Source organism: Fervidobacterium changbaicum (assembly GCF_004117075.1).
GTDB lineage: Bacteria > Thermotogota > Thermotogae > Thermotogales > Fervidobacteriaceae > Fervidobacterium > Fervidobacterium islandicum.
Genome location: NZ_CP026721.1, coordinates 1,647,484 through 1,671,106 on the forward strand (window position 1 = coordinate 1,647,484; position 23,623 = coordinate 1,671,106).

The 23,623-nt window shown below is 42.6% G+C and carries 26 protein-coding genes; 7 read left to right on the forward strand and 19 right to left on the reverse strand.

All coding sequences use genetic code 11. From position 1 onward, the window contains the following. Positions 1-12 precede the first annotated feature (12 nt). Genes CBS1_RS07565 through CBS1_RS07620 form a run of 12 tightly spaced genes read right to left on the reverse strand, consistent with a single transcriptional unit; the run spans position 13 to position 8,807 of the window. The gene (locus CBS1_RS07565) at positions 13-1,116 is read right to left on the reverse strand and encodes an NADH-quinone oxidoreductase subunit D (RefSeq protein ID WP_033191617.1); all 1,104 of its coding nucleotides are present in this window, start codon (positions 1,114-1,116) and stop codon (positions 13-15) included. After that, positions 1,109-1,672 carry an NADH-quinone oxidoreductase subunit C gene (locus tag CBS1_RS07570; protein WP_090223100.1) on the reverse strand — a complete coding sequence of 188 codons (564 nt, stop codon included), beginning with the start codon at positions 1,670-1,672 and terminating at the stop codon, positions 1,109-1,111. Before CBS1_RS07570 ends, CBS1_RS07565 begins: the two co-directional genes overlap by 8 nt. Next, a complete protein-coding gene (locus CBS1_RS07575) occupies positions 1,653-2,189 on the reverse strand; it encodes a NuoB/complex I 20 kDa subunit family protein (RefSeq protein ID WP_090223125.1) in 537 nt (178 codons plus the stop codon). The genes CBS1_RS07570 and CBS1_RS07575 overlap by 20 nt, the downstream gene beginning before the upstream one ends. A gap of 38 nt (positions 2,190-2,227) precedes the next feature. Next, entirely contained in the window at positions 2,228-3,127 is a 900-nt protein-coding gene (locus tag CBS1_RS07580) for a respiratory chain complex I subunit 1 family protein (protein ID WP_033191615.1), read from the reverse strand. A gap of 3 nt (positions 3,128-3,130) precedes the next feature. Further along, positions 3,131-4,945 (reverse strand): proton-conducting transporter transmembrane domain-containing protein, encoded by a 1,815-nt coding sequence (locus tag CBS1_RS07585; protein WP_090223102.1) that lies wholly within the window; start codon positions 4,943-4,945, stop codon positions 3,131-3,133. Between the two features lie 2 nt (positions 4,946-4,947). Continuing rightward, entirely contained in the window at positions 4,948-6,327 is a 1,380-nt protein-coding gene (locus CBS1_RS07590) for a complex I subunit 5 family protein (protein ID WP_090223104.1), read from the reverse strand. Further along, positions 6,324-6,668, reverse strand: coding sequence for a sodium:proton antiporter (locus CBS1_RS07595; protein WP_033191612.1), 345 nt, complete (start codon positions 6,666-6,668; stop codon positions 6,324-6,326). The genes CBS1_RS07590 and CBS1_RS07595 overlap by 4 nt, the downstream gene beginning before the upstream one ends. Continuing rightward, complete coding sequence (gene mbhE / locus CBS1_RS07600; protein ID WP_090223106.1) at positions 6,665-7,393, reverse strand: hydrogen gas-evolving membrane-bound hydrogenase subunit E; 729 nt, start codon at positions 7,391-7,393, stop codon at positions 6,665-6,667. Before mbhE ends, CBS1_RS07595 begins: the two co-directional genes overlap by 4 nt. Next, positions 7,390-7,671, reverse strand: coding sequence for a hydrogenase subunit MbhD domain-containing protein (locus CBS1_RS07605; RefSeq protein WP_052107133.1), 282 nt, complete (start codon positions 7,669-7,671; stop codon positions 7,390-7,392). Before CBS1_RS07605 ends, mbhE begins: the two co-directional genes overlap by 4 nt. Next, a complete protein-coding gene (mnhG, locus tag CBS1_RS07610) occupies positions 7,664-8,026 on the reverse strand; it encodes a monovalent cation/H(+) antiporter subunit G (RefSeq protein ID WP_033191610.1) in 363 nt (120 codons plus the stop codon). The genes CBS1_RS07605 and mnhG overlap by 8 nt, the downstream gene beginning before the upstream one ends. Then, entirely contained in the window at positions 8,023-8,331 is a 309-nt protein-coding gene (locus CBS1_RS07615) for a cation:proton antiporter (protein WP_090223108.1), read from the reverse strand. The genes mnhG and CBS1_RS07615 overlap by 4 nt, the downstream gene beginning before the upstream one ends. After that, positions 8,328-8,807, reverse strand: a complete 480-nt coding sequence (locus CBS1_RS07620; protein ID WP_090223110.1) for a Na+/H+ antiporter subunit E — start codon at positions 8,805-8,807, stop codon at positions 8,328-8,330. Before CBS1_RS07620 ends, CBS1_RS07615 begins: the two co-directional genes overlap by 4 nt. A gap of 634 nt (positions 8,808-9,441) precedes the next feature. Between CBS1_RS07620 and CBS1_RS07625 the strand changes: the two genes are divergently transcribed. Both CBS1_RS07625 and CBS1_RS07630 read left to right on the forward strand, forming a co-directional pair. Continuing rightward, positions 9,442-9,627 (forward strand): tetratricopeptide repeat protein, encoded by a 186-nt coding sequence (locus CBS1_RS07625; RefSeq protein WP_090223112.1) that lies wholly within the window; start codon positions 9,442-9,444, stop codon positions 9,625-9,627. Between the two features lie 107 nt (positions 9,628-9,734). Then, on the forward strand, positions 9,735-10,367 hold the full coding sequence (locus CBS1_RS07630) for a tetratricopeptide repeat protein (protein WP_090223114.1): 633 nt from the start codon (positions 9,735-9,737) through the stop codon (positions 10,365-10,367). 226 nt (positions 10,368-10,593) lie between these two features. Here the strand turns inward: CBS1_RS07630 and pdxT are convergent, their stop codons facing one another. From pdxT to CBS1_RS07660, 6 genes are all read right to left on the reverse strand, one after another. After that, a complete protein-coding gene (gene pdxT / locus CBS1_RS07635; protein WP_090223115.1) occupies positions 10,594-11,169 on the reverse strand; it encodes a pyridoxal 5'-phosphate synthase glutaminase subunit PdxT in 576 nt (191 codons plus the stop codon). A 3-nt stretch (positions 11,170-11,172) separates the two neighbouring features. Beyond that, positions 11,173-12,048 carry a pyridoxal 5'-phosphate synthase lyase subunit PdxS gene (gene pdxS, locus CBS1_RS07640; protein WP_033191603.1) on the reverse strand — a complete coding sequence of 292 codons (876 nt, stop codon included), beginning with the start codon at positions 12,046-12,048 and terminating at the stop codon, positions 11,173-11,175. A gap of 83 nt (positions 12,049-12,131) precedes the next feature. Next, a complete protein-coding gene (locus CBS1_RS07645) occupies positions 12,132-13,796 on the reverse strand; it encodes an acyl-CoA mutase large subunit family protein (protein WP_090223117.1) in 1,665 nt (554 codons plus the stop codon). 55 nt (positions 13,797-13,851) lie between these two features. Beyond that, positions 13,852-14,151: a flagellar protein FliT gene (fliT, locus tag CBS1_RS07650; RefSeq protein WP_033191601.1), complete on the reverse strand. Its 300-nt coding sequence runs from the start codon at positions 14,149-14,151 to the stop codon at positions 13,852-13,854. A gap of 20 nt (positions 14,152-14,171) precedes the next feature. After that, positions 14,172-14,990 (reverse strand): 2-amino-4-hydroxy-6-hydroxymethyldihydropteridine diphosphokinase, encoded by an 819-nt coding sequence (folK, locus tag CBS1_RS07655; RefSeq protein WP_033191600.1) that lies wholly within the window; start codon positions 14,988-14,990, stop codon positions 14,172-14,174. Then, positions 14,987-16,363, reverse strand: coding sequence for a pyruvate carboxylase subunit B (locus CBS1_RS07660; RefSeq protein ID WP_033192563.1), 1,377 nt, complete (start codon positions 16,361-16,363; stop codon positions 14,987-14,989). Before CBS1_RS07660 ends, folK begins: the two co-directional genes overlap by 4 nt. A gap of 205 nt (positions 16,364-16,568) precedes the next feature. Between CBS1_RS07660 and CBS1_RS07665 the strand changes: the two genes are divergently transcribed. Genes CBS1_RS07665 through CBS1_RS07685 form a run of 5 tightly spaced genes read left to right on the forward strand, consistent with a single transcriptional unit; the run spans position 16,569 to position 22,205 of the window. Further along, positions 16,569-17,117 carry a hypothetical protein gene (locus CBS1_RS07665; RefSeq protein WP_090223118.1) on the forward strand — a complete coding sequence of 183 codons (549 nt, stop codon included), beginning with the start codon at positions 16,569-16,571 and terminating at the stop codon, positions 17,115-17,117. A gap of 3 nt (positions 17,118-17,120) precedes the next feature. Continuing rightward, positions 17,121-18,392 (forward strand): nucleotidyltransferase, encoded by a 1,272-nt coding sequence (locus CBS1_RS07670; RefSeq protein WP_090223120.1) that lies wholly within the window; start codon positions 17,121-17,123, stop codon positions 18,390-18,392. A 41-nt stretch (positions 18,393-18,433) separates the two neighbouring features. Then, the gene (locus CBS1_RS07675) at positions 18,434-21,223 is read left to right on the forward strand and encodes a DEAD/DEAH box helicase (RefSeq protein ID WP_090223122.1); all 2,790 of its coding nucleotides are present in this window, start codon (positions 18,434-18,436) and stop codon (positions 21,221-21,223) included. 3 nt (positions 21,224-21,226) lie between these two features. Further along, complete coding sequence (locus CBS1_RS07680; protein ID WP_090223123.1) at positions 21,227-21,928, forward strand: hypothetical protein; 702 nt, start codon at positions 21,227-21,229, stop codon at positions 21,926-21,928. Further along, positions 21,912-22,205 carry an EscU/YscU/HrcU family type III secretion system export apparatus switch protein gene (locus tag CBS1_RS07685; RefSeq protein WP_052107129.1) on the forward strand — a complete coding sequence of 98 codons (294 nt, stop codon included), beginning with the start codon at positions 21,912-21,914 and terminating at the stop codon, positions 22,203-22,205. Before CBS1_RS07680 ends, CBS1_RS07685 begins: the two co-directional genes overlap by 17 nt. A gap of 18 nt (positions 22,206-22,223) precedes the next feature. Here the strand turns inward: CBS1_RS07685 and CBS1_RS07690 are convergent, their stop codons facing one another. Continuing rightward, positions 22,224-23,423, reverse strand: a complete 1,200-nt coding sequence (locus tag CBS1_RS07690; RefSeq protein ID WP_236938522.1) for an IS110 family RNA-guided transposase — start codon at positions 23,421-23,423, stop codon at positions 22,224-22,226. Positions 23,424-23,623 lie beyond the last annotated feature (200 nt).

Below are 23,623 nucleotides of genomic sequence, written 5' to 3' on the forward strand. Positions count from 1 at the left end.
CGGCACCTCCCATTACCTATCGATTTCCGGGGCACACACGCCCATTGTATCGAGCCAGATAGGTACATCATCTATCCTCGTTCCAGGTAGTAGGTGTTCCACACCGTAGAGTCCTTGTGGATAGGAAGCGCCTCTGACCGCTACTCTGTATGGTGTTTCCTCGCCGTTTGAGACGACGAGGTATCCGTACTCTCCACGTGTAGATTCAACGCGTGCGTACGCCATTCCCTTTGGAACCCTAATTCTCAAGCCGTTACCATCGGAAATTTTTGTATTCACAGGACCAGCTGGCATCTTTTCCAACGCCTGCCTGATTATCCTGATGCTCTGTCTTATCTCCTTTGGTTTCAGGCTCATCCTTGCAAGTGCGTCGCCTTCTGTAGCTGTTGGAATTTCGAATTCTACCTTATCGTAGAACAGATACGGGTCAACTTTTCTAATATCGTATGGCACACCTGTTGCCCTTAATCCGATGCCTGTCACACCTAGTTTTAAACAAGTTTCTGTGTCAATCTTTGCGATACCTTTCAACCTCGTATGGAGTATTCTGTTCTTAAGGATGAATGTTTCGTACTCTGGCATTCTTTGTTCTAAGTAATCCATTAACTTCAAAATCTTTTCTTCAAGCTTAGGTGGAAAGTCCTTTCTAACACCACCAGGGATGATGTACATATGGTAAATCCTTGCCCCCGTTAACTCCTCGAAAATGTCAAGGACCCTGTCTCTGTCAGAAACACTCCAGAACATACTTGTGTACATTCCGGTAGGTCCTCCGATACCACCAAATGACCAAAGGTGGTTCGCAATGCGAGCAAGTTCGAGCACAATCATCCTTATCCACTGCGCCCTTTCTGGGACTTCGACTTTTGCTATCTTTTCAATTGCCATTGCATAACAAGCTTCGTTTATATCCGGCTCAGGCACACAAATACGTGGTATCAGCGCAAGGTTCTGATACCAAAGTCTTCTTTCCATGAGCTTTTCGAATCCACGGTGCAAAAAGCCCGGTAGTGGTCTTGCCTTGACGACAATGTCGCCTTCCACGTACATGTGGACGCTGAAATTACCGTGCATTCCAGGGTGATTCGGACCAAAGAACAGCTTCACTTCACCCATTTATATCACCCCTTGTGTCTTCTAAATCTGCTCTTATTATCTTTGCTTCATGGATCGCATCCTTTTCGTATTCCCTGTCTGGGAAGTGTTCTTTTGAGAACTTCAATGGGTCAAAATCTTTTCTGAGTGGTGGTAAATCGTTCCAGAGCTCGAGGAAGAGTGGCAATCTGCATCTCTCGTTTCCTTCGAATTCCACACCGAAGAATTCGTGGACATCACGCTCGTAGTACTCCGCAGTTGGCCACATATCTTTGACGGTGTAGAAGACAGGTTTATCTCTGTCAATAAATGTAGAGACAAGTAACGTGACACCATTTGACCAGTTGAAGAGTATGTAAACAAGTTCGAATCTCTTCTCTTCGATCCAGTCGATACAAGTCAAAATGGAGAGATGCGAATAGCCTGATTCTTTCAGGAAAGCGAGCAACGGTATTGTCTTATCGTTTTCTGCAATGAGTTTATGCTGTCTTTCTGCAATATCTTCGACCCTGACATCGAAGAGCTTCTTAGCTTTTTCAAGTATTTCGGCAACGTTATTATTCATGGAATTCGTCATGGACAATCACCTCTCCGAGACTCCTCAACTGATTCTGCTTGTACCATTCGTAATTTTCCTTGTACCTCTTCCAGCCGTTCGCTTCGCCTTTCCTTATCATCTCCATCAGCGTATTAAAAGCGTTGAGTATCGCCTCCGGTCTTGGCATACAACCTGCGATGTAAAGGTCGACAGGTAAGTAATAGTCAAGTCTGTTGATTGTGGAATAAGAGTCGAAATATATGCCACCGTTTATCGTACATGAGCCGAATCCAATGACGTACTTTGGATCGGCCATCTTTTCGTACGTGTAAATGACCCTTCTGAGAGTTTTGACACTCAGGTATCCAGTTATCAAGAGTATGTCGGCTTGTCTTGGAGTTGCCATTGGTCCCATCCCAAGACGCTCCATATCGAATCGAGAAGTCATCGATGGTGGCAATTCGACAGCACCACAACCGGTACAGTAATGGAGCATCCACATTGATCTACTTCTCAATTGGTCTGCTATCTTTTCCCATACACTTCTTTCATCTATCTTAGCCATCCATTTCACCTCCGCATTATCCATTCAGCTTAAAATACCCAGCCGTTTACAACAAAGAAAGCCTGCAAAAACGCAAGAAGTATTGGAACTGTCCAATAGAACGCCACTGCTTGCTCGATTCTGAATCTTGGTAGTACAGCCGAGACCATAACTGCAAAAGTCCAAACGATGAAGTATTTGAGCAAGAAAACAAAGAACGTCCCGCCGCCAAGGAAGAAGTCAACGAAAAGACTTATTTCAATGAATTCCATAAAAGTGTTCATCAGCATCAGCAAGCCCATGTATTTTGCCGAGAGTTCAACCATGGGACCAGACGCGATTTCCGCTGGTGCTATTGGTGCTTCAAACGGTTCTTTACCAAGCATGCCTTGGAGGGAAATAAGCGCAACTAAAGCACCTATTGGAAACTTTACGATGTTCCATTCCCCTGCTTGTGCCTGTGCTTCGATAATTGATGAGATATTTCCCGTTTTGTAGTAGAAAAGCAGTGTAGTGATAACGATGAGATATGGAACTTCATAACCGAGCATAAGTGTGAGAGCCCTTGCAACACCGATGGATGCCCACGGGTTTCCTGTACCTACCATACCCATTGCCATACCTAATGCTCCAACTGTGAACAGATACGCTATTACAAAGAAGTTATCAAGCCCTGGGAACGCTACTAAATTTCCGAGTGGAACGAACGAAAGTGTCGCAATAACACCGCCAAGGGCCATAAGCACGCCAAAATCGAATATCCAGCCGTGCGTCCAACCATGCTTAGTTAAGGTTTTGAAGACATCTATAAAATTCTGATACCAAGGTGGACCGTACCTTTTCTGGATACGCGCGGTTATCTTTCTACCTATACCTTCGAATGTCAAACCAAAAAAGAACGCGGTAAATAATACGCCTGCTACTCTTCCAGCTGTCGCTAATCCTGTCATCGCTTACCACCTCACCCACATGATTAACGCAAGTACCACAGCGACCCAGAACAGATACGCAGAAGCTGTCCTTCGAGCCAGATAATCGACAAACTTCCCAAACGCTTTAAGTGCGTTAACAATCGAAAGGTACCAATCCTCGAAAGATGGGTGACCTTCGTATTCTCTTTCTAAGAACGCGTAGAACTTTGATGCGTAATGGTACAGGTCGTAATTGTGTAAGAATTCTCCTGAGGTGTATTGGTCTTCCAGCGGTATTTTCTTTCCTTTGGGCATAAGGGCGTAGATGATAGCAGCGATGATGAATCCAACTGCAAACATCACAAAGACCATCCATGTATCCCAGTAGCCCATACTGGTTTTCAAGAGCGTACCTTCGAATTCAAATGGTGTCATTCCGAATTCTTTCTGCACATCTGTGATCCAAACGAGCACCTGCTGTGGGAAGACGCCCCAGAGTACTGTAAGTGCAACGAGGATTATCATTGGAATCTGCATGATTATGGGTGCTTCTTTGACATCTTTGTGTTTGCTCTTCAACTGACCAAGGAATACACCTGCAAGTGGTCTGAAGACGTAAAGGAATGAACCGATGCTACCAACAAAAACGAACATCTCAGTGACGAACATACCTTTTGATACAAGCGATTGGAAGATCATCCACTTCGAGATAAAGCCGCTTGTCGGTGGAATTCCTGCCAATGAGATGATACCTACAAGGTAGGTTACAAACGTTACTGGCATTCTGTGGATTAACCCACCCATTTCATCGATTTTCGTGGTTCCAGTTCTGTAAACTACTGCGGCAAACGAGAGGAATATCATCGTTGCTGCAAGTGCGTGGTTGATTATGTGGAACAACCCACCTGCATAACCAACTTGGTGGAGCGTTGCCAGACCGATGAGTATGTAACCACTGTTTGCTACTGTTGAATATGCAATCAGCATCTTCATATCGTTCTGCTTAATTGCCATTAATGTTCCAACGAGGATCGAGATGTTACCGAGCCAGATGAGAATATACGAAAGTATGTTCACTCCGTTGTAGAACTCTGCAAACATATTTGCGATTGGAAAGACGCTCAGAATAAGTGCGATTAAGTAGGATCCCATCTTCACAAGCTGACCGGAAAGAACGGCACTGAATGTGTCTGGTGCGTTACCGTGGACGTTCCTAAGCCACACGTGTAGCGGGAAAACACCGCTCTTGGCTATGCCAGCTGCAAGCAGTAGCAAGACAACTGCCCATTTGAATCCGGAAGATGCGCTTTGAATATACTGCCCAATTTCGAATATATCGAATGTGTTGTATCTTTCATACAGTATGAAGACCCCGTAGAGGAAAAGATAAGTACCGATCGAGCTTATGACTATATACCAGATCGTAGCCTTCTTTGCTTCTTCTTTTCCCATCGGCACTATGAAAAGTGACGCAAGCAGTGCGATTTCCCAGAAGATGTAAAGAACTATCAAGTTTGCTGAGAAAAATACACCCAATGTGCCAAGCAACGTTAATATCGAAAGTACGTTGAATGCTGATGGTCGCTTTGCTTTTGTAATCCATGCAATGTTGAAAAATCCATAGCATGCAAAGACTAACAGAGTGATTATCGAAAGATATTTGGACAAAGCGGTAAATCTCAGCACGTTTTCAAAACCGAATAACGATTCTGATATCCCTGTGGGCATACCCCAAAGCATGTACAATCCGTAGACGGACAAAGCAAACAATACAATAGGACCGAGATGTTTGTTTATCTTTGAGAGAAGGTATCCTACAAGTGCGCCTATGGCAAGGTATATTATCAAACTCTGCATTATCACATACCCCCTTTCAACAACGTATCGAAGTACGTTCTGAAATCAAAGACGTAACTTGCTGCTTTGTCTGTGTAAGACATTACTAAATCAGGCATAAAGCCTATCACAACTAAAGAAAGTGCAAAGAGTAGGATAACAACTTGTGCACCGAATGGGAGGTAGAGTTCTTCTTCCTCCTCGTTCTCTTCTTTTGGATACCAAAGGTCAACATTCCATTTGATTAAGTACCCTGCTTCTATAACTGTAGCAGCAAGCAGTACCGCTGGAAGTATGAAGTCTCCCGCTTTGAAAAGCGCCGTGAGTAGGGTGATCTTTGCCCAGAACCCTGCTGTCAGTGGGAAACCGATGAGTGATATCGTTGCAAGCGAGAAGGCTATTCCAGCTGCAGAGTTGCTTTTAAAGCCTTTCTGGTTGAGATAACCGTAGATTGTGAATAGTATGAACATGGAAATTGCCTCATTGAAAAGGTATAAATATGCGGCCGAGACAATTGCTTCGCTACCGAGGGAACCTGAAGAGAGCGCTGCCATGACCGTGCTTGCTCCTGCAATGGATGCGTATGCGAGCGCTCTTCCCAAAGTTTTTTGCTTCATTGCGGCAAGCTGTGATACTACAATCGATATCAAAGAAAGTATGTAGACCGGCATTGGTTTAACAGGTTCCAAAACGTTGAAAAAGATTCTTGAGAAAAGGTAGAAGATAGCGACTGTTACTGTGCTACCAAGAGCTACGGGTGTAACCGTCGAACCATTTGAATACACATCCGGCGCCCAAAGACCGAGTGGAAGTATCTTGAGCTCAACAAGAAGAGCGATGAGAATCATAACGCCTGCGATTTGAACGTACTCCGGTGTGGCTATGAAACCAGCGTATCCCATGTTGAGAGTTCCAGCATAGACATACATCGAAACAACGCCTATAAGGTATAAAACACCTGCGACTGAGCCGAAAATGAGGTATTTGAAAGCTGCGTAAGAATTCCTATTCTGCGCTGCCAACACGTAAGCAACTGCAGCAATGATTTCAAGGAATACAAAGGAATTGAAGAAATCACCTGTTAAGAGTAGTCCGTTCAGTGCAGCTGTGAGCACGAGCAAGAGCACACCAATTTTGTCTTCGTACGTTGCTGAAATCGAAAGTGCGAGCAAAACCAAATTGACTAACAAAAGGAACGGATAGTTCACATTATCAAGCAGCAAAACAATACCGTAAGCTGCAGGCCATTTTCCAATTTCTACGACCTGGACTGGATGGACAAAGCCTATCAAAAGTGCAAGGTTGAAAAGAACAACAAGTGGCAGAATGTATTTACTCAGTTTCGGAAATGCTATTGTTGCAAATGCGAACGCAAGAGGAGCGGCAACAAGCAATGCGATCATTCTATCACTTCCTTTGCTGCGCGAATTTCTTCGGCATCGACTGAGGAGTATTCTTCATGGATGTGCACCAAAAGCATGGAAGCAACTGCCAATGTCCCGACACCTATAACGATTGCTGTAAGAACAAGGGCTTGTGGAAGTGGGTCGACGAAATTAGCAAGTGGTGTAACTGCAGAATAAATAGGTGCTTCTCCACCTTGCAGATAACCGAGAGATACTATGAAGATATTTACCGCGGTGTCTATTATCGTTAACGAAACGAGCTGTTTGAACAGATTCTTCTGGGAGACTATGCCGTACAGTCCAATTCCTATCAAAATAAAGACGATGTAGTATATCATGCCTTATCCCCCTCCCTCATTTCAGATACAAGGCTTGACAACTCGGCTCCAACTTTGAAGCCGATGAGTGTATACACGATAGGTACTACGCCTGCACTGAATAAATTTCCAACAACGCCAGTTGGGAGGAAGTTTGCAAGAAAGACACCTACAATAGCCATGCCGATGAGTCCAACCAACACGTATCCAGAACCAGCAATTTGTTCTGTGTGCTTTGCAATTTCGGTCACTTTAAATTCGTTCTTCGAAAGCATCAACAACAAAACACCGAGTGCGATGATCGTTCCGCCGGGAAAACCTCCACCGGGAGTGAGGTGACCATGGATAAACACATAAGCTCCGAAGAGTAGTATAAGTGGGAAGACTATACCAGTAGCTGTAGCCAACACCTTATGTTCTTCAAATTCAATTCTTCGCTTTCTGATATTAGCAAGAATCCCAACACCGAGTGCTGCTGCAAACAGAACGGTGACCTCTCCAAGTGTGTCAAACGAACGGTAGTTCACAACGATCGATGTTACGACGTTTGCACTGCCGTCTTCCAAGTCTTTAGATTTCTTGAATTCTACAGGCTGGTATTCCTTCGTTGTTGACTTACTTATATAGTCGAAGGAAACTCTTCTGTACATATCGATATTCCCAAACATTGGGAGCGTCGGGTAATAAGAAGCAATTAAAAAGTACAGAAAAACAGCACTGATGAGAACTGCCCAGATCCTTCTCATTTCTTCTCACCTGCCTTCATCCTAAAGAGCGCAAAAATCATCACTGCGCTCGCAAGACCAGAGCCAACGGCTGCTTCGGTGATAGCCACATCTGGAGCTTTCAGGACGATGAAAAGCAGAACGGAGAGCAAACTAACTGCAGAGAGAGCAAGTATAGAATCGAAAACCTTCTTCGCTTCAACGGCGAATAGTGAGTAGATTATCATAAGACCTCCGATGAGGTAGAAAATCCAATCGAGAAGCTCAAGATTTTGGAAAAATTCGATAATATTACTCATGATTCTCACCACCGTTTTCTTGCGTTGTGTAAACTGAAGCAATTTCGTCAACAACCGTTTCCTTACAAGCTGGCACTTTATTTTTGTATGCAGCCCTAATCATAACAGAAGAGGCAACCGGGTTTGTTAGTGCAATAAAGGCTATTAACAACAACGCTTTTCCGAGGAATGCAGGGTTAAGTATCCCAACACCGAGCGCCACTGAGAACGTTCCAAGTGTCGTTGCCTTTGTCGAAGCCTGAAGTTTTGTGTAAAAATCAGGCATCCTCAAAAGGCCGAGCCCTGCGTAGAAATAGAAAAGTGCACCGAGTGCTGTCAAGGTGTATCCAACTATCTGCTGGATTAATCCTGTCATTTCACATCACCGTCCACGGATTTTGACTCAGCATTGTTAACAGCCTGATTTTCCAAATACCTTGCAAAGACTATGGTCTCGATAAACGAAAGCAACCCGTAGAGTATAGCGATATCCATGTACATGTTGTTTTTGAAAATATAGGCTATAAGTGAAACAAGACCTATGACCATTACGTTCATCATATCGACTGCCATAAGCCTTTCGAAACTGGAAGGTCCCAAAAGAAAGCGCAAAAGAGAAAAGAATATCCCTAAACCGGTGAGACCAAAGACGATGAGGTCGATTAAAAGGCTCCCGCTCATTCGTACACCCCCTTCAATATACGCTCAAATACACCGTAGAAACTCTTCTTAGACTCTTCGTCGGTTCCTTTAACTTCGATCCAGTGGATGTAAAGCTCATCATCTTTGATATCAACTGTAATCGTTCCTGGTGTGAGTGTTATTGAGTTCGCAAGTGTAAGCTTTGCAACGTCACCTTTCAAATCAGTTTTGATACGAACAAAACCGGGCTTCACCTTTACCTTTGGTTCAACCACCCTTGAAGCTACATCAAGGTTCGCCTTCAACATCTCCCAAATAAACACGGGAACGTACACGAAGACAAACTTGAACAGTCCGGGGATGAACTTCGCACTGAGCTTGATGTTGTAGTACCTCTTGAAAATCACGGAAATAACAGCCGAGACGATGAGACCTACAATAATTTCCTGAGGGTCAATCGTCCAGGTGAGAACCAACCAAGTGAAAAAAGTCACAATAAAAACAGAAAAACTCACAAAAATCCCTCCCACTCAGGATTAAGATATTTTTCACAAAGTCCTTAAAAAAGAAGAAGTAGCAACTTTTAATACTAATTTGGACTTTGCTTGTGAATTGAAAATAGACAACAACACTCTACTTTTCTGGCATATTTTAACAACACACTTAAAAAGTGTCAAATACGAAAATAGGACAAAAAATGTCTGAAATAAGGGAAATCTTTGCTGATTGCGAGTTTTTGTTGTCGTAGAATGTGCTTTGAAGATTAGTCAAATCCCCAAGCGTATTATACCAAATTTGTTTTTAAAAACAAAATCACAGAAATTCATCAAGATACTGTATTCGGGGTGAAGATTGTATATAGACAATATGGTTCACCGATAGTAAGAGTTGTTGAGGGCTGTTGAAAAAATATGTATAAGACACAAAACCTATTGGCATTCTCAATATCTTTCGTGCGTAAATTGTTTTTCTCTGATAAAATATACTTGAAAAGAAATCCTCTGATTGTCTTAATGTGTTGTACTGTAAAAACTTAAGGATCAGCAAGAAAGGCATATCTTTTCAAAAGTTCGTTGTTCGCTAAGTAATAGATTAGAAATTTGCATTACTTCTAACTAATAAGATGCAACTTGAAAGAGGTGATTTAAAATGGTCACGTTTAAGAAAACAGCTTCAGAGCGGTTGGAGGAAGGTGACGCTCTCTACGATGCGGGGCTGTATGAAGAAGCCATAGAGTGCTATGATCAAGCAATAAAGCTTGAACCTGAGAACATTAACACACTCATTCTCAAAAGCACCGTATTAGCTCGTGTGAGGAAATTCGATGGGCGTTGAGCTGCATCCAAAAAGCTCTTCAAATCGCTCCCAATAATGCCGATGCGTTGGAATTTAAGAATGCGATTTTGAAAATGCTGGGGAGGTAAAAGAAAGGGAGATTTTCGGTGGATATTTTTGGAAAAAGCGCTGGATATTTTCTAAACATGGGAAATCTTTTCTACGAACAAGGCAGGTACGAAGAAGTGCTCCAGTGTTATGAGCAAGCTTTGAGAATTGCCCCTTACTTTGCTGCAGCGTGGTACAATAAAGGCCATTTACTGAAACAGTTAGGCTGGTATCAAGGAGCTATCCAATGTTACGGCGAGGTGTTGAGAATAGACCCATATTTCATTGATGCTTTCATCAATAAAGGCAATGCGTTGAAACAGTTAGGTAGGTACGAAGAAGCTATCCGTTGCTACGATGAAGCACTGCGAATTGATCCCAATCACTCAAGAGCATGGTATAACAAAGGTAACGCGATGTTGCAGATAGGTAGGTATGAAGAAGCTCTAAGATGTTATGACCAAGCTTTGAAAAACAATCCAAGTTATCTAGATGCCTGGAATAACAAGGGCGTCGTTTTGCAACAGTTAGGTAGGTACGAGGAAGCCCTCAAATGTTATGATGAATTGTTGAGACTTAACCCAAGTTACATCCGGGCTTGGTATAATAAAGGCAGTGTATTACAGCTATTAGGAAGGCATGAAGAAGCTCAGCAGTGCTTTGACCGTGCACGGGGATTTAATAACTTCTAAAATTAGCGATAAATTTCTCTTCGATCATTTCAGCCCGTGCTTATGTTTTGTATTTAGTATTGTCACCAAGCGCAAGTATGCTTAACTGAGCAATGAATAGCTTAGACCTATAAAACGCTACGACAGAATACCGGAATTTGATATATGTTAGAGTTTAAATAAAACAGATGTTGAACCTTACATGGATAAAAAGCCAGACGCCGTTTTGAGCGGCGTCTGGTTTGGTTTATTTCTTATATTCTTTCACCATCTCCACAAAATATTCGTGTATCCTTGTGTCATCTGTCAATTCAGGATGGAATGATGTGACGAGTACGTTATTTTGTCTGAGCATGACCGGATGGTTGTCTAAGAACGCGAGTGTTTCTACCCCTTCACCCCAAGCTTCAACACGTGGTGCGCGAATGAATATGGCTTTGAATGGTTTGTTGAAGCCTTTGATTTCGATGAACTCGTCAAAACTATCAACTTGTCTTCCGTAAGCGTTCCTTCGCACCTTAATGTCAATAACCCCCAACGACTCTTGCGGGTAATTCTCGATTTCTTTTGCAAGGACAATAAGCCCTGCACAAGTTCCGTACACAGGAAATCCGTTGAGTATTTTCTCTTTCAACGCATCAAAGAGTCCTATTCGTTTCATAATGCGTATCATCGTTGTAGATTCTCCACCGGGGATAATCAGTCCATCGACTTTTTCCAAGTCTTCAGGAGTTCTTACTACGTAGGTCTGTATTCCGAGTTTTTCTATCATCCACTTGTGTTCTCTGAAATCACCTTGTATTCCCGAAACGCCAATTACCATTTTTCACCAACCTCTCTCTTGCAGTCGCACTTCGAGCGTCTCAATTTCCAAGCCTTCCATCGGTTCACCGATGTCTTCGGAGATTTTTAAGAGCATCTCGGGATCGTTCCAGTACGTAACTGCCATTACGATGGCCTTTGCCATCTTCATCGGGTCTTTTGATTTGAATATACCACTACCTACAAAAACGCCATCTGCTCCAAGCATCATCATCAGTGCAGCATCAGCTGGTGTTGCAATTCCACCTGCAGCGAAGTTAACAACGGGAAGTCTGCCGAGTTCCTTGACTTGTTGAACGAGTTCCACAGGAGCACCTATCTCTTTCGCGTAGGTGACTATCTCTTCGTATGGCATGTTCTGGACTTTTCTGATTTCAGACATAACAGTTCTCATGTGTTTTACAGCTTCAACCACATTTCCTGTGCCTGCTTCACCTTTTGTCCTTATCATCGCGGCACCTTCTGCAATCCTTCTGAGAGCTTCACCGAGGTTCCTCGCACCGCAGACAAAAGGAACTTTGAATTCGTGCTTGTTTATGTGATACTTGTCATCAGCTGGTGTGAGAACTTCCGATTCATCGATGAAGTCTACACCAAGTGCTTCAAGAATGCGAGCTTCTGCAATGTGTCCGATTCTGACTTTCGCCATCACCGGAATCGATACTGCTTCCATTATCTCTTTTATCTTCGCAATACTTGCCATCCTTGCGACTCCACCAGCTTTTCTTATATCCGCTGGAACTCTTTCAAGTGCCATAACTGCTACAGCACCGGCTTCTTCTGCTATCTTGGCTTGTTCAGCCGTTGTGACGTCCATGATAACGCCACCTTTGAACATTTCGGCAAAACCCTTCTTAATTTCCCATGTACCTTTTTCCATATATACCATCCTCCCTTCAATATTCTCCACTGCTCTCTGTGTCAAGTATATTTAACTACAGTACTTTTACATTTTCAAGAGTGTCAGATTATAACCGTCTCGGTGTATTCACCAAATACTTCCCTCAGTGCGTTGCTGATTTCTCCAACTGTTGCGTAAGCTTTAACTGCTTCGAGTACGTACGGGAAGAGGTTTTCATCTGTTGCCGCAACTTCTTTGATTTTGTTGAGTAGCTTGTTTACTTTTTCGTTGTCTCTTCTTTCTTTGAGCTTTTTCAACCTTTCTTTCTGTTTCTTTTCGAGTTCTGGGTCAACTTTGAGAATCTGAGTTTGTTTTACATCCTCTTCTACTTGGAATTTGTTAACACCGACGATTATCTCTTCGCCTTTTTCAACAGCGAGCTGGTGTTTGTAAGCGCTTTCATGAATTTCTTTTTGGACATAACCAGATTCTATGGCCTTTATCATACCGCCCATCTGATCGATCTTTTCAATGTACTCCATCGCGCGTTTTTCGATTTCGTTTGTCATGGCTTCTACCACGTACGAACCACCGAATGGATCTATCGTATCGGCAACACCGGATTCGTAGGCTATTATCTGCTGCGTTCTCAGTGCGATTCTTGCCGATTCTTCCGTTGGTAAGCCAAGTGCTTCGTCGTAGCTGTTAGTATGGAGCGATTGTGTGCCACCGAGTACGGCGGCGAGTGCTTGAATTGTAACGCGGATGATGTTGTTGAGTGGCTGTTGAGCTGTCAATGTGGAACCACCGGTTTGTGTGTGGAACCTGAGTTTCAATGCTTCTGGATCTGTTACGCCGAATCTGTTCTTCATTATCTTTGCCCAGAGTCGTCTTGCCGCACGGAACTTTGCGATCTCTTCTAAGAAGTTGTTGTGCGCTGCGAAGAAGAACGAAAGTCTTTTACCAAAAACGTTTGGATCGAGTCCTTTCTTTATCGCAGCTTCGACGTACGCAATTCCATCGGCAAGTGTGAATGCAACTTCTTGAACTGCCGTTGAACCGGCTTCTCTGATGTGGTATCCGCTGATACTTATTGGGTTCCATTTCGGCATGTACTTCGAACAGTACTCGAATATGTCCGTGATGAGTCGCATGGAAGGTTCGGGTGGATAAATGTAGGTTCCGCGTGCAATGTATTCTTTCAATATGTCGTTTTGAATTGTTCCGCTGAGTTTGTCTTGTGAAACGCCTTGCTTTTCTGCAACGGCAATGTACATAGCAAGAAGGATCATCGCGGTGCTGTTGATGGTCATGGATGTGCTGACTTGGTCAAGTGGTATGCCATCAAATAAGATTTCCATATCTTCGAGTGAATCTATGGCAACTCCAACCCTTCCAACTTCACCTTCCGCCATTGGGTCATCTGAATCATAACCGATTTGTGTTGGGAGGTCGAAAGCAACGGAGAGCCCTGTTTGACCTTGTTGCAAGAGGTATTTGTACCTTTTGTTTGATTCTTCAGCTGTTCCAAATCCTGCGTATTGACGCATTGTCCAAAATCTTGCACGGTACATTGTGGGTTGTACTCCACGCGTGAATGGGTAGTCTCCAGGGAAGCCTAAGTCGTCAACGTAATCTAGATGCTCGATATCTTCTGGTGTGTAAACACGTTTGATTTCATAGCCAGATGTGGACATGAACGGAGATTTCCTTTCCGGAACTTTGGCTATCGACTTCGCAACAACTTCTTCGTATTTCGCTTTCGCCTTCTGGAATCTTTCATCCATCTGTCTTCTCCCCCTTCGCTCCAAAATAACTCAGTCTTGCGCATTATTTAATCCTTCATCCTTGCCTGTCAATCTCTTGTCCTTTGCTTTCTGTTTGAATATACGACTGCACCATCTTTTTGCCTGTTTCAGTTTTCAGTGCAGTCTCTTTGAATTCTTTCATCTTCTCTTCAAGTACTTTCATGCGTTGTTGGTCGCGCTCGTAAATTTCCTTTAGCTCGCTTTCGGTGAGTTTTGTAAGCAGTTTTTCGCGTTCTTCAAGTAATTGATTGAGTTTTTCGTAGTCTTCATTCTCTATGGCTTCATCGATTTCCTTCTCAATAGTTAATATATCACGCTCAATTTGATTTTCCATGGTCAATCACTCCAAACTTGCTAGCTTTTAGACTTTGACGCTTTGTTTTCTAATTCATCGAGGATTTCTCTTACAGTTTTCAGAGAAACAGGATGCACAAAATTCGGTGCTAATTCATACATCGGTTTCACAAAGAATATTCTATTCTCAAAATCGTAATGCGGAACGGTTAGTACATCACTCTTGATAACCAAATTCCCGTAGAACAAAATATCCAAATCGATGATCCTTGGCCCCCATTTTTCGATGCGCACTCTTCCCATTTCTCTTTCTATTCTGAGTAGTTCATTTAAAAGCTCGTCTGGTGCAAAGTTGCTTTCTATTTCCACGACACAATTCAAGAAAGAAGGTTGATCTGTTTTTCCGTAAGCTTCTGTTTCGATAATACTCGATACGGAAAGTACTTTTGATATTTCGCTTAGTTTTTCGATAGTCTTTTGTATGTTTTCTTCACGATTTCCCAAGTTTGTTCCAATACCTAAGAACACTTTACCGTGCAATTTCTCAAGTACAACAGTTGCGAATGCGAACGAATCGTGCGATAGTGAGGCATGAATGTAGTTGTAAAGACCGTTTCTTGATGGCTTATAGCGGTGATGCATTGCGTAAAGACTACCGTCAATTCTGTTTAAGAAAGAAATATCCTGAAACGAGTTTCCCGATAAACCTCTCAAGAGTGCTTTGAAGTAACTCTCTTTTAGTGCGAACCTGCCTGCGACGTATTCTTTAGTTATCTTCCCACCTTTATTTTTTCTTTCTTCTTCGGTAAGTATCCGTCTTTGGAGTTTTTCATCGACTCTGGAGATATCGACGATGTCGTTGCCCAGACCTATTATCAAATCGGGTAGCCTCCTTCGTACTCGTTAACGATAGACCAGTCAACGCAGATCTTCTCATCGTAGCGCTTTTTTAGGTACTGCTTTCCGACCTCACCCAAGATTGCGTAAATGAGCAAATCTTCATCAGTTGAAGCTAAAAGACCTATTTCTTTTTTTCTCTTTTCGAGTTCTGGTTCGATGTAATCTGCAGGTCTACCCTCTATCGGTTTTTCGTCACCCAGAATTTTTTTAACCAACTCTTCATCAATTGGTGCAGGTGGTCTTCCATAAAGGCCTTTTACGTAGTCTTTGACTTCCCTTGTGACTTTTGCATACCGTTCACCCGTTAACACGTTGAGTACTGCTTGCACACCGACGATCTGGCTTGTTGGTGTAACCAACGGAGGATAGCCAAGGTCTTTTCTCACGCGCGGGATCTCTTCAAGAACAGCGTCGAGTTTGTTGAGCATCTTTTGTTCGGCAAGTTGTTTAACAAGGTTAGAATACATTCCACCCGGAACTTGCGAGGTAATTATCCTGTGGTCTATACTGTACATCTTAACATCGTACTCTTCGTATCCCTTTCTTACCTCGGCAAGATACTTCACGATCCTGTCAACCTTTTTCCAGTCTATCTCTGGTAACGATTTGTATTCATTCCATGAGTAATAAATCGGTTCGAATGCGGGTTGGCTCGTTGTCATTGCAAACGGTGAAAATGCAGTATCAAGAATATCCACACCGGCTTCAATAGCGGCCAAGTACGCAAGTTCACCAAGTCCTGCTGTAGCGTGTGAATGTACTTCGACGGGCAAATCGAACTTTGATTTCAAGTTCTTGACCAGTTCTGCGGCAACCTTTGGTGTGAGCAGACCTGCCATGTCTTTTATACACAAAGAATGAACACCGCGTTCGACAAGCTGCTTGGCGTAGTTCATGTAGTACTCGATGGTATGAACTGGACTGACGGTATACGATATTGCACCTTGAACATGCGCACCGCACTTCAAGGCAACCTCTATGCTCTTTTCCAAATTTCTTATATCGTTCAGCGCATCGAATATCCTGATTACCTGTACTCCGTTTTCAACTGTCTTTTTAACAAACAGTTCCACAACATCGTCCGCGTAGTGTCTGTAACCAACGAGGTTTTGTCCACGCAAAAGCATCTGGACTTTGGCGTTTTTCAGTTTTGACCTAATCTGCCTCAGTCGTTCCCATGGGTCTTCGTCCAAATATCTCACGCATACATCAAACGTTGCCCCACCCCAGACTTCAAGAGCTTGGAACCCCATACTGTCTACTTCTTCTATTATCCCAAGTATATCCCTTGTTCTCATTCTTGTGGCGATTAACGATTGGTGTCCGTCACGGAAAGTGGTATCTGTGAACATATTAAGCTGTGCCAATTTGATCACCTCTTTTTTAATGCTGTTTTCAAAAATAATTATAGCACCTTTGTGAAAAGTATAAAGTCGTATATCGTAAAGCAAACAAGAGAAAAGTAGCGCATCAGCTATATTGGTTATGATAGACCACACTGTGAAAATCTGGTATAATTTAAAGGAAAAGAGTGTATTCTAAAAGGAGGTCAGGAGGATGGGTCAGGAAAATTATGGTACAAATATCCAAAGGGAACATCATTCAAGACATTCAGCTCAAAGTTCTCGAATTTTCGGTAAAAGGGAATCAAAATTACCAAAGTGGGAGTTTTATTTTGTCATCTTGGTTGGGTTTATAACCTTTGTATTTGGATTTATCTCCACAGCCGTTTATTTTGCCGTGATGTACATCTCTCCTATCGTTTCAAATCTCACGGGCTTTACTTTTTTGGAGTCAAGGTTTTTGCTTTTCACTTTGGCGATGCTGACGTTAAGCGGTTTCTTGCTGGCGGTTTATCCTTATTCAAAGGCTCTTGATGGAAATTCTTCTTTGTTTATAATCCTTTCGTTTATTGCATCAGGTATAGCACTGGGAGTTCAGGTTTACAAATTAGCGTTCAACGGACCTACCTGGATTGGGCTGGATCTACTTGGTGAGCATGGTAATACCCTTGAAATGATGTACTTGGGTGCGGTGTACTTTGTGTACAATTTGATATTGTTCGTCTTGATATACACAATAATGAAAAAGGAGTTCGAAGAATAAGTTATGAGGGTGCTTGGGATAGTAGTTGAGTACAACCCATTTCATTACGGGCATTTGCACCATTTGAGAGAGTCTATAAGGCTTGTTAAGCCTGACTACGTTGTTGCAGTGATGAGTGGGAATTTTTGCCAACGCGGTGAACCTGCTATCGTAAACAAATATGCACGTACGAAGATAGCGCTGCTCAACGGAGTGGACCTTGTTTTGGAACTCCCAACGGTTTACGCTATTCAAGATGCCGGTGGATTCGCTGTAGGATCCATTGGTGTGCTGCACAAGACCGGGGTTGTTACAGATATCGTTTTTGGTAGTGAAAGCGGGGATATTGATTTTTTAAAGAGGGTTGCGCACACACTCGTCAACCAAACGCCGGAATTTCAAGCTGAATTCAAAAAGCAGTTGAAGATGGGATTTTCGTATCCTAATGCCAGAAAATATGCACTTATGGGCACATTAAGCGATGATGTAGCTAAGCTTTCAAAATCAAACGATATTCTGGGAATTGAGTACATAAAAGCACTGATGCAATACAAAAGCGAGATAGAGCCACACGTAATCAAAAGGGTCGGAGCGGATTATAACGACCCGGAATTCAAGGGAAGGTTATCCTCTGCAACGGCGATCAGGAAAGTTGTTAAGGCAGGGCAATTTGAAACGATAAGAGAAGCTGTTCCTCCTGCAACTTACGAGGTACTGAGGGAAGAGTTTGAGAAAGGAAGAGGACCTGTATTTTGGGAATATTTGGAGTTTGTTATAGCGGTGTTCAGAAAGATGAAGAGGGAAGAGTTTGAAAAAATTTACAGTTTCAACGAAGGGCTTGACTTGAGGTTTTGGGAAGCTGCCAGACAGACAGGGGATCTACAGCAGTTCGTTGAGTTAGTAAAAGCCAAGAGGTTCACCTATTCGAGGATTAGACGTGCGATTTTGCATGTGCTATTCGATTTGGAAAAAGAAAAAATGGAAAAGTCCAACGCTTTGGGACCTCAGTATTTGAGGATTTTGGGATTCAACACTAAGGGAAGAGAACTGCTTAGAGAGATAAAGAAGAAATCATCCGTTCCTCTGATTGCAACAGCGTCGCTTTACAAACAAGTTCTTGAAGATGTCGAAAAGCAGCAAGCCGAAGGGAAACGCGAATGGCAGGTAGATGGTGATTTATACATCTGGCAGTTTGAAAAAGATGTCTTGGCAAGTGATATATACAGTTTTCTTTATCCAAACAAGTCGGTTCGCTCAGCTGGTATGGATTTTGAACAGCAACCTGTTATGTTATAGTGAAGCCCGACTCGATTACAATACGTCAAGTACGGAGGTGTTTGATTAATAAAGCGATGAATGAAATTGTTATAGTTCCAACCGAAAAAGATTGTGAAATAGAAGGGTATTATTATATACCAGATTACGATGTGCTCCCTTACGAAAACCTGAGCCCTTCATGGTATGTTAGGTCTCGGCGTATATTTGCACTTCACCTTGCAATTCAAGGAAAGTTAAAAGGCGTCTGCACACTACGTTCCCTTTTACACTTTGTGATGCCACCAAATGTTTTGAAAGAAAATACACATCTACTTAAAGTTGGGGACAGACTTTCCGAACCTGAGAAACTCTTTGCAAAGCTCGGGTATGAGAGGGTTTTTAATGTCCGTGAAGGCGGAACGTTTTCGGTAAGGGGAGAGATAATAGACTATTTGGGACCAGACGGCTTACCTGTCAGGCTGGAGCTTTTTGGTAACGTCATCGAAGACATTCGAAAGTTCAACCTAAAGACACAGCGAAGTGAAGAAAGTTTAGAAAGTGCCATTTTATTGCCAGCACGGGAATTTGTACTTAACGGCGAGTATTTCAAATCGGCTGGCGAGATAATTTTGGAGCCAATAGAAAACCAGCTCACTGGCAAGTTTGTGAGTGGAACGTTTTTAGATTACGATGTTGAATTGTACGTAAAAGACAGAAAGAGCGTCATCGAGCACTTCACTCGATTTGAGCGTGAACTACGTAAGTCGATGGAAGAGATGGGGCAAGATGACAAGCTAAGGGATTACAAACGCTTTGGAATAATAGACTACGACCTAGTTTTATCGAAGGCGAAAGAACTACCTATTGAAAAGGCTCAGTTTGTTGTAAGAAAGCCTCAGGAAGAGGAATACATACCATCAGAACCTGTAATCTCAGAGGATGAACTGCAGGTAGGCGATATTGTTGTCCACAAGAAATACGGTATTGCAAGGTTCAAAGAAATTAAAAAAGTCGAAGTGAACGGTGTACAACGTGAGTTTTTGGTGTTGAACTTTGCCGATTCTGTTCTGTACGTACCTATCGAAAGGATAGACTTGGTAGAAAAGTACGTTGGCGATGAGGTAAATGTAAAGCTTGACTCACTTAAGAAAGGTACTTGGTCGCGAAAGGTTGAGAAGGCGAAGAAAAATATAGAACAGCTTGTTCGAGATCTTGTCTTGATATACCACGCGCGGAGTAGTGTTAGAGGCTTGTCATTACCAGGAGATGCCGACCTTGAGGAAGAGTTTGCCAAGACCTTTCCGTTTGTTGAAACACCCGACCAGCTGAACGCAATCAGCGAAGTACTTGAAGACTTGGCGAGCGAAAAGCCGATGGACAGACTGCTTGTTGGAGATGCAGGTTATGGGAAAACGGAAGTGGCCATAAGAGCGATATTCAGAACAATCGTCTCCGGTAAGCAAGCGGTACTCCTTGCTCCAACGACGATCTTGGCAAAGCAACACTACGATAATCTCGTGACAAGGTTTAAACCATTTGGAATAAACGTTGCACTGCTGAATAGGTTCGCAACGAAAAAAGAACGCGAAGAAATTTTAGAAGGTGTAGAATCAGGAAAAATAGACTTGCTTGTCGGAACACACAGCGTACTGCGCGATGTGAAATTCGCAGATTTGGGACTGGTTGTTATCGATGAAGAGCAGAAATTTGGAGTAGAGCAGAAAGAAAAATTCAAGAAACTGAGGGTAAATGTGAATGTTCTTTCCATGAGTGCCACACCTATTCCGAGAACATTGAACATGGCACTTTCGAGTTTGAAGGACCTATCTGAAATTAAAACGCCTCCGTTAGGAAGAAAGGAAATTCAAGTGCACATAGGTCCATTTGATGAGAGGATTATAAGGCTTGCGATATTGAGGGAGATAGGTCGAGGTGGGCAGGTCATATACGTTCACAACCGCGTGAACTCTATATATGGGGTTTACGAAAGGTTAAAAGAGTTGGTTCCGGAAGCGAATATTGTAATCGCTCATGGACAGCAACCAAAGAGCGAAATGAAGAGAGCGATAGATGCGTTTTACCACAAGCACGCGGATGTACTTCTTTGTACTACGATAGTTGAAAATGGTGTAGACGTACCTGACGCAAATACGCTTATCGTCGACGATGCCCATAGATATGGACTTGCACAATTGTACCAGCTACGTGGCCGGGTCGGCAGAAGCGACAAGATAGCTTTTGCCTATTTCTTCCATGGAAGAAATGTGAACGATAAAGTGTTGGAAAGACTTTATGCGATAAAATCTTACCAAGGTCCTGGAAGTGGTATGAAAATCGCAATGAAGGATATGGAAATCAGGGGCGTGGGCGCTATTTTCGGTGTCGAGCAGCACGGGTACGTCAACGACCTCGGGCTCAAGTATTACCTTGACTTACTTAATGAAGCGGTCATGGAATACACAGGACAAGTGCAGAGCAAAATCGATACGGAACTTGAAGGTATTCCAGGAAGCATCGTGATACCGGAGTTTTACATATACGACCCGTTCGAGCGCATGAGATTCTACAGAAGGATAGCATCAGCGATCAGTGAACAAGAAATACTCGACATTCACGAAGAACTTGTCGACAGGTTTGGTAAGATGCCAGAAAGTGTAGAAAATCTGCTGAAATATGCACTATTGCGTATAATACTATGGAAAAGAAACGTTGCAAAAGCTACGATATCGGATGTCGGACTGGTTGTCAAATTCAAAAGTGGAAAGTTTGAAGAAATATCTCCAAGTTATATATACAACGAGAAAGAAGATGTCTACATCTTTTTCGTTAACTTGGATGAACTTATAGAACAATCAAAGGTGGTTGTCTGAAGCGTGAAGATTTTTGGTTTTGTCGTGGAGTCGTATGGAAAGTACGTGAAGGTAAAGACATCGGACGGTGAATATATAATAAAGAGCGAAAAGAAGGCACCGAAAGAGGGTACTAAGATTGAGCTGAAAGATTTCGGGGTGGGTGATTACTTAGCAAAGGTCTTGGCGAAAAAGCCTTACAACTTTCGAGATTTGCCAAGTGTTAGGTTTGTTCAACTCGCAGAAGAACTCGTCAACGATTTGGAATTCTCAGCTAAAGAACGACTCATTGTTGCAATTGCGCTGTTCTTAGAGGAGGTTTCTAAACGAATGGAAATGGACAAGTCTATGCTTCAAAAACTTAAGATGGCTTTGAAAAAAACACGCTCTCTGAATGTGGAATCATCAGACGATAAGACAAAAGAAAATGAGAAACAGCAAGACCTGGCAGGCTTTTTAAATTACTTGAACGTTTTATCCGGGAAGTATGGTCTAATTGTTGATGAAGGAGTTGTTTTTCTTGACAGGGAAGGTGGAACTTTCGAGGTCTTTCTCAAGAATAACCGTATTTACGGAATTATTCAGGAAAGTACCTTAAGTTCGAGCGTAACGTTATTTTTTGAAAAGGTTCCAGAGAACATACTTGAGTTGGAGAAACGTCTGAAGGATAATTTTAACGTTGTATCGATAAAGCTCGAGGCGATGCGTGATGGAACGTACGTATGAAAGTGATAGGTACGATACAGATTGCACAACGAAATTGGCTGTAGCTCTGAGATACAAGCCGGGCGAAGATTACGTACCTTTTGTAGTGGCAAAAGGCAAGTGTCATTTGGCTGAGATGATAGTCAAGAGAGCACAAGAAAGCAATGTCCCGATAGTGAAGTCTGAAGAGCTGGTGAGAGAACTTTTCAAACTCGATGTGCTGGAGCCAATACCATCAAAACTCTACGTTGCCGTTGCAGAAGTACTTGCGTTCATTCAGCTCGGGCTTAACAAGTAATTAAATTTAAGGAGTCAACTATGCAAAATTAAATTTTTGTTTTGAGTGTGAGATAGCATAATCAATATTGAACTTCTCTTTCTTTCTCAACATTGCGTACAACGTTCGCAATAACTTGTGTACTACTGACATTATCGCTTTTTTGTACGGTATACCTTGCTGCCTTTTTCGTTCATAGTATGTTCGGAAATATTCGTTGTGAATCACTACACTCACTGCCATTAGCCATAGTATTCGTCTTAGGTGGGCATTGCCCCTTTTCGATATGTGTCCTTCTACTTTGCTTTTGCCTGATTGGGCAATGCTTGGATCGAGTCCACAATACGCAATGAGTTTTTTGTATGTACTAAATCTTGAGATATCTCCAACTTCTGCCAAGAAATGCATCGCGCTGTTTTCACCAATACCTGGTATTGACGTGAGTATCTCGATATCAAGGTTTATCGCACTACATTCGCAATATTCTTTCATCATCTTGTCGTATTCTTCAAGCTGTTGCTGTAAAAATTGTAGTTCTTTGATATTTTGCACAAGAATCTTTTCTTTCATCGGCCAATATTGAGCAATCGAGTTATTAGCGAGTTCTTTAAGTTTTTGAGCATTAAGTTTTGTACTTCTGCCACGGTCTTTGGAAAAGAACACATCCAGATTACGAGCCTTTTGAATAGCCTTGGCAGAAGGGAAATGAGAAAGAAGATTGAGGATAGTGTCACTGTAGATATTGGTAACTCTTTCGAGTTCAGGGAAAAGAACGTTGAGCAGTTTTTCGATATTGCCTTTAACTTTTGCGATGCGGTGGATAATGTTTTCGCGTGCTCTGACAATATCACGAAGCTCAGAGTTGACAAAAGCAGAAGAAGGAATTTGATGTTGTAGGTAAAACAAAGCAGTAGCGATAATGCGAGCATCGATTTTGTCGGTTTTGGTCTTTCGAAGAGAAGCAAAGTTTTTAACAGTTAGAGGATTAAAAACAGCGCAAGCAAAGTCGTTGGAAGAAAGGAAAGCCAGAAGGTTGAGATGATAACAGCCAGTAGATTCCATAGCGATGATGATGGATTGTTTTGGGAAGGCAGAGAGTTTGTTTGCGAAGGAGGAAAAGCCTTGCTGGGACATATCGAAAGAAGATTCGAAGATGATGGAACTGGGATTAGAGATAGCGCAGACGTTGAACTTATCCTTGGAAACATCGATGCCGACGAAAACAGGGAAGTTATCCATGAAAAATCCTCCTTTCGAATGATGAGGGCAGGGAGCCTGCTGAACCAATCCTCCATGCTGACGAGGGCTGAAAGCCCAACCAACTAATCATGGTTAAAGGCAGGCAACAGACTCCTTAAATGGCTTAAAAGCCAAGGTGACATAAGTTGTCCTGCCCTCAATTTTTTTAAGCTAAATTATTTATACCATATTTTTATGTA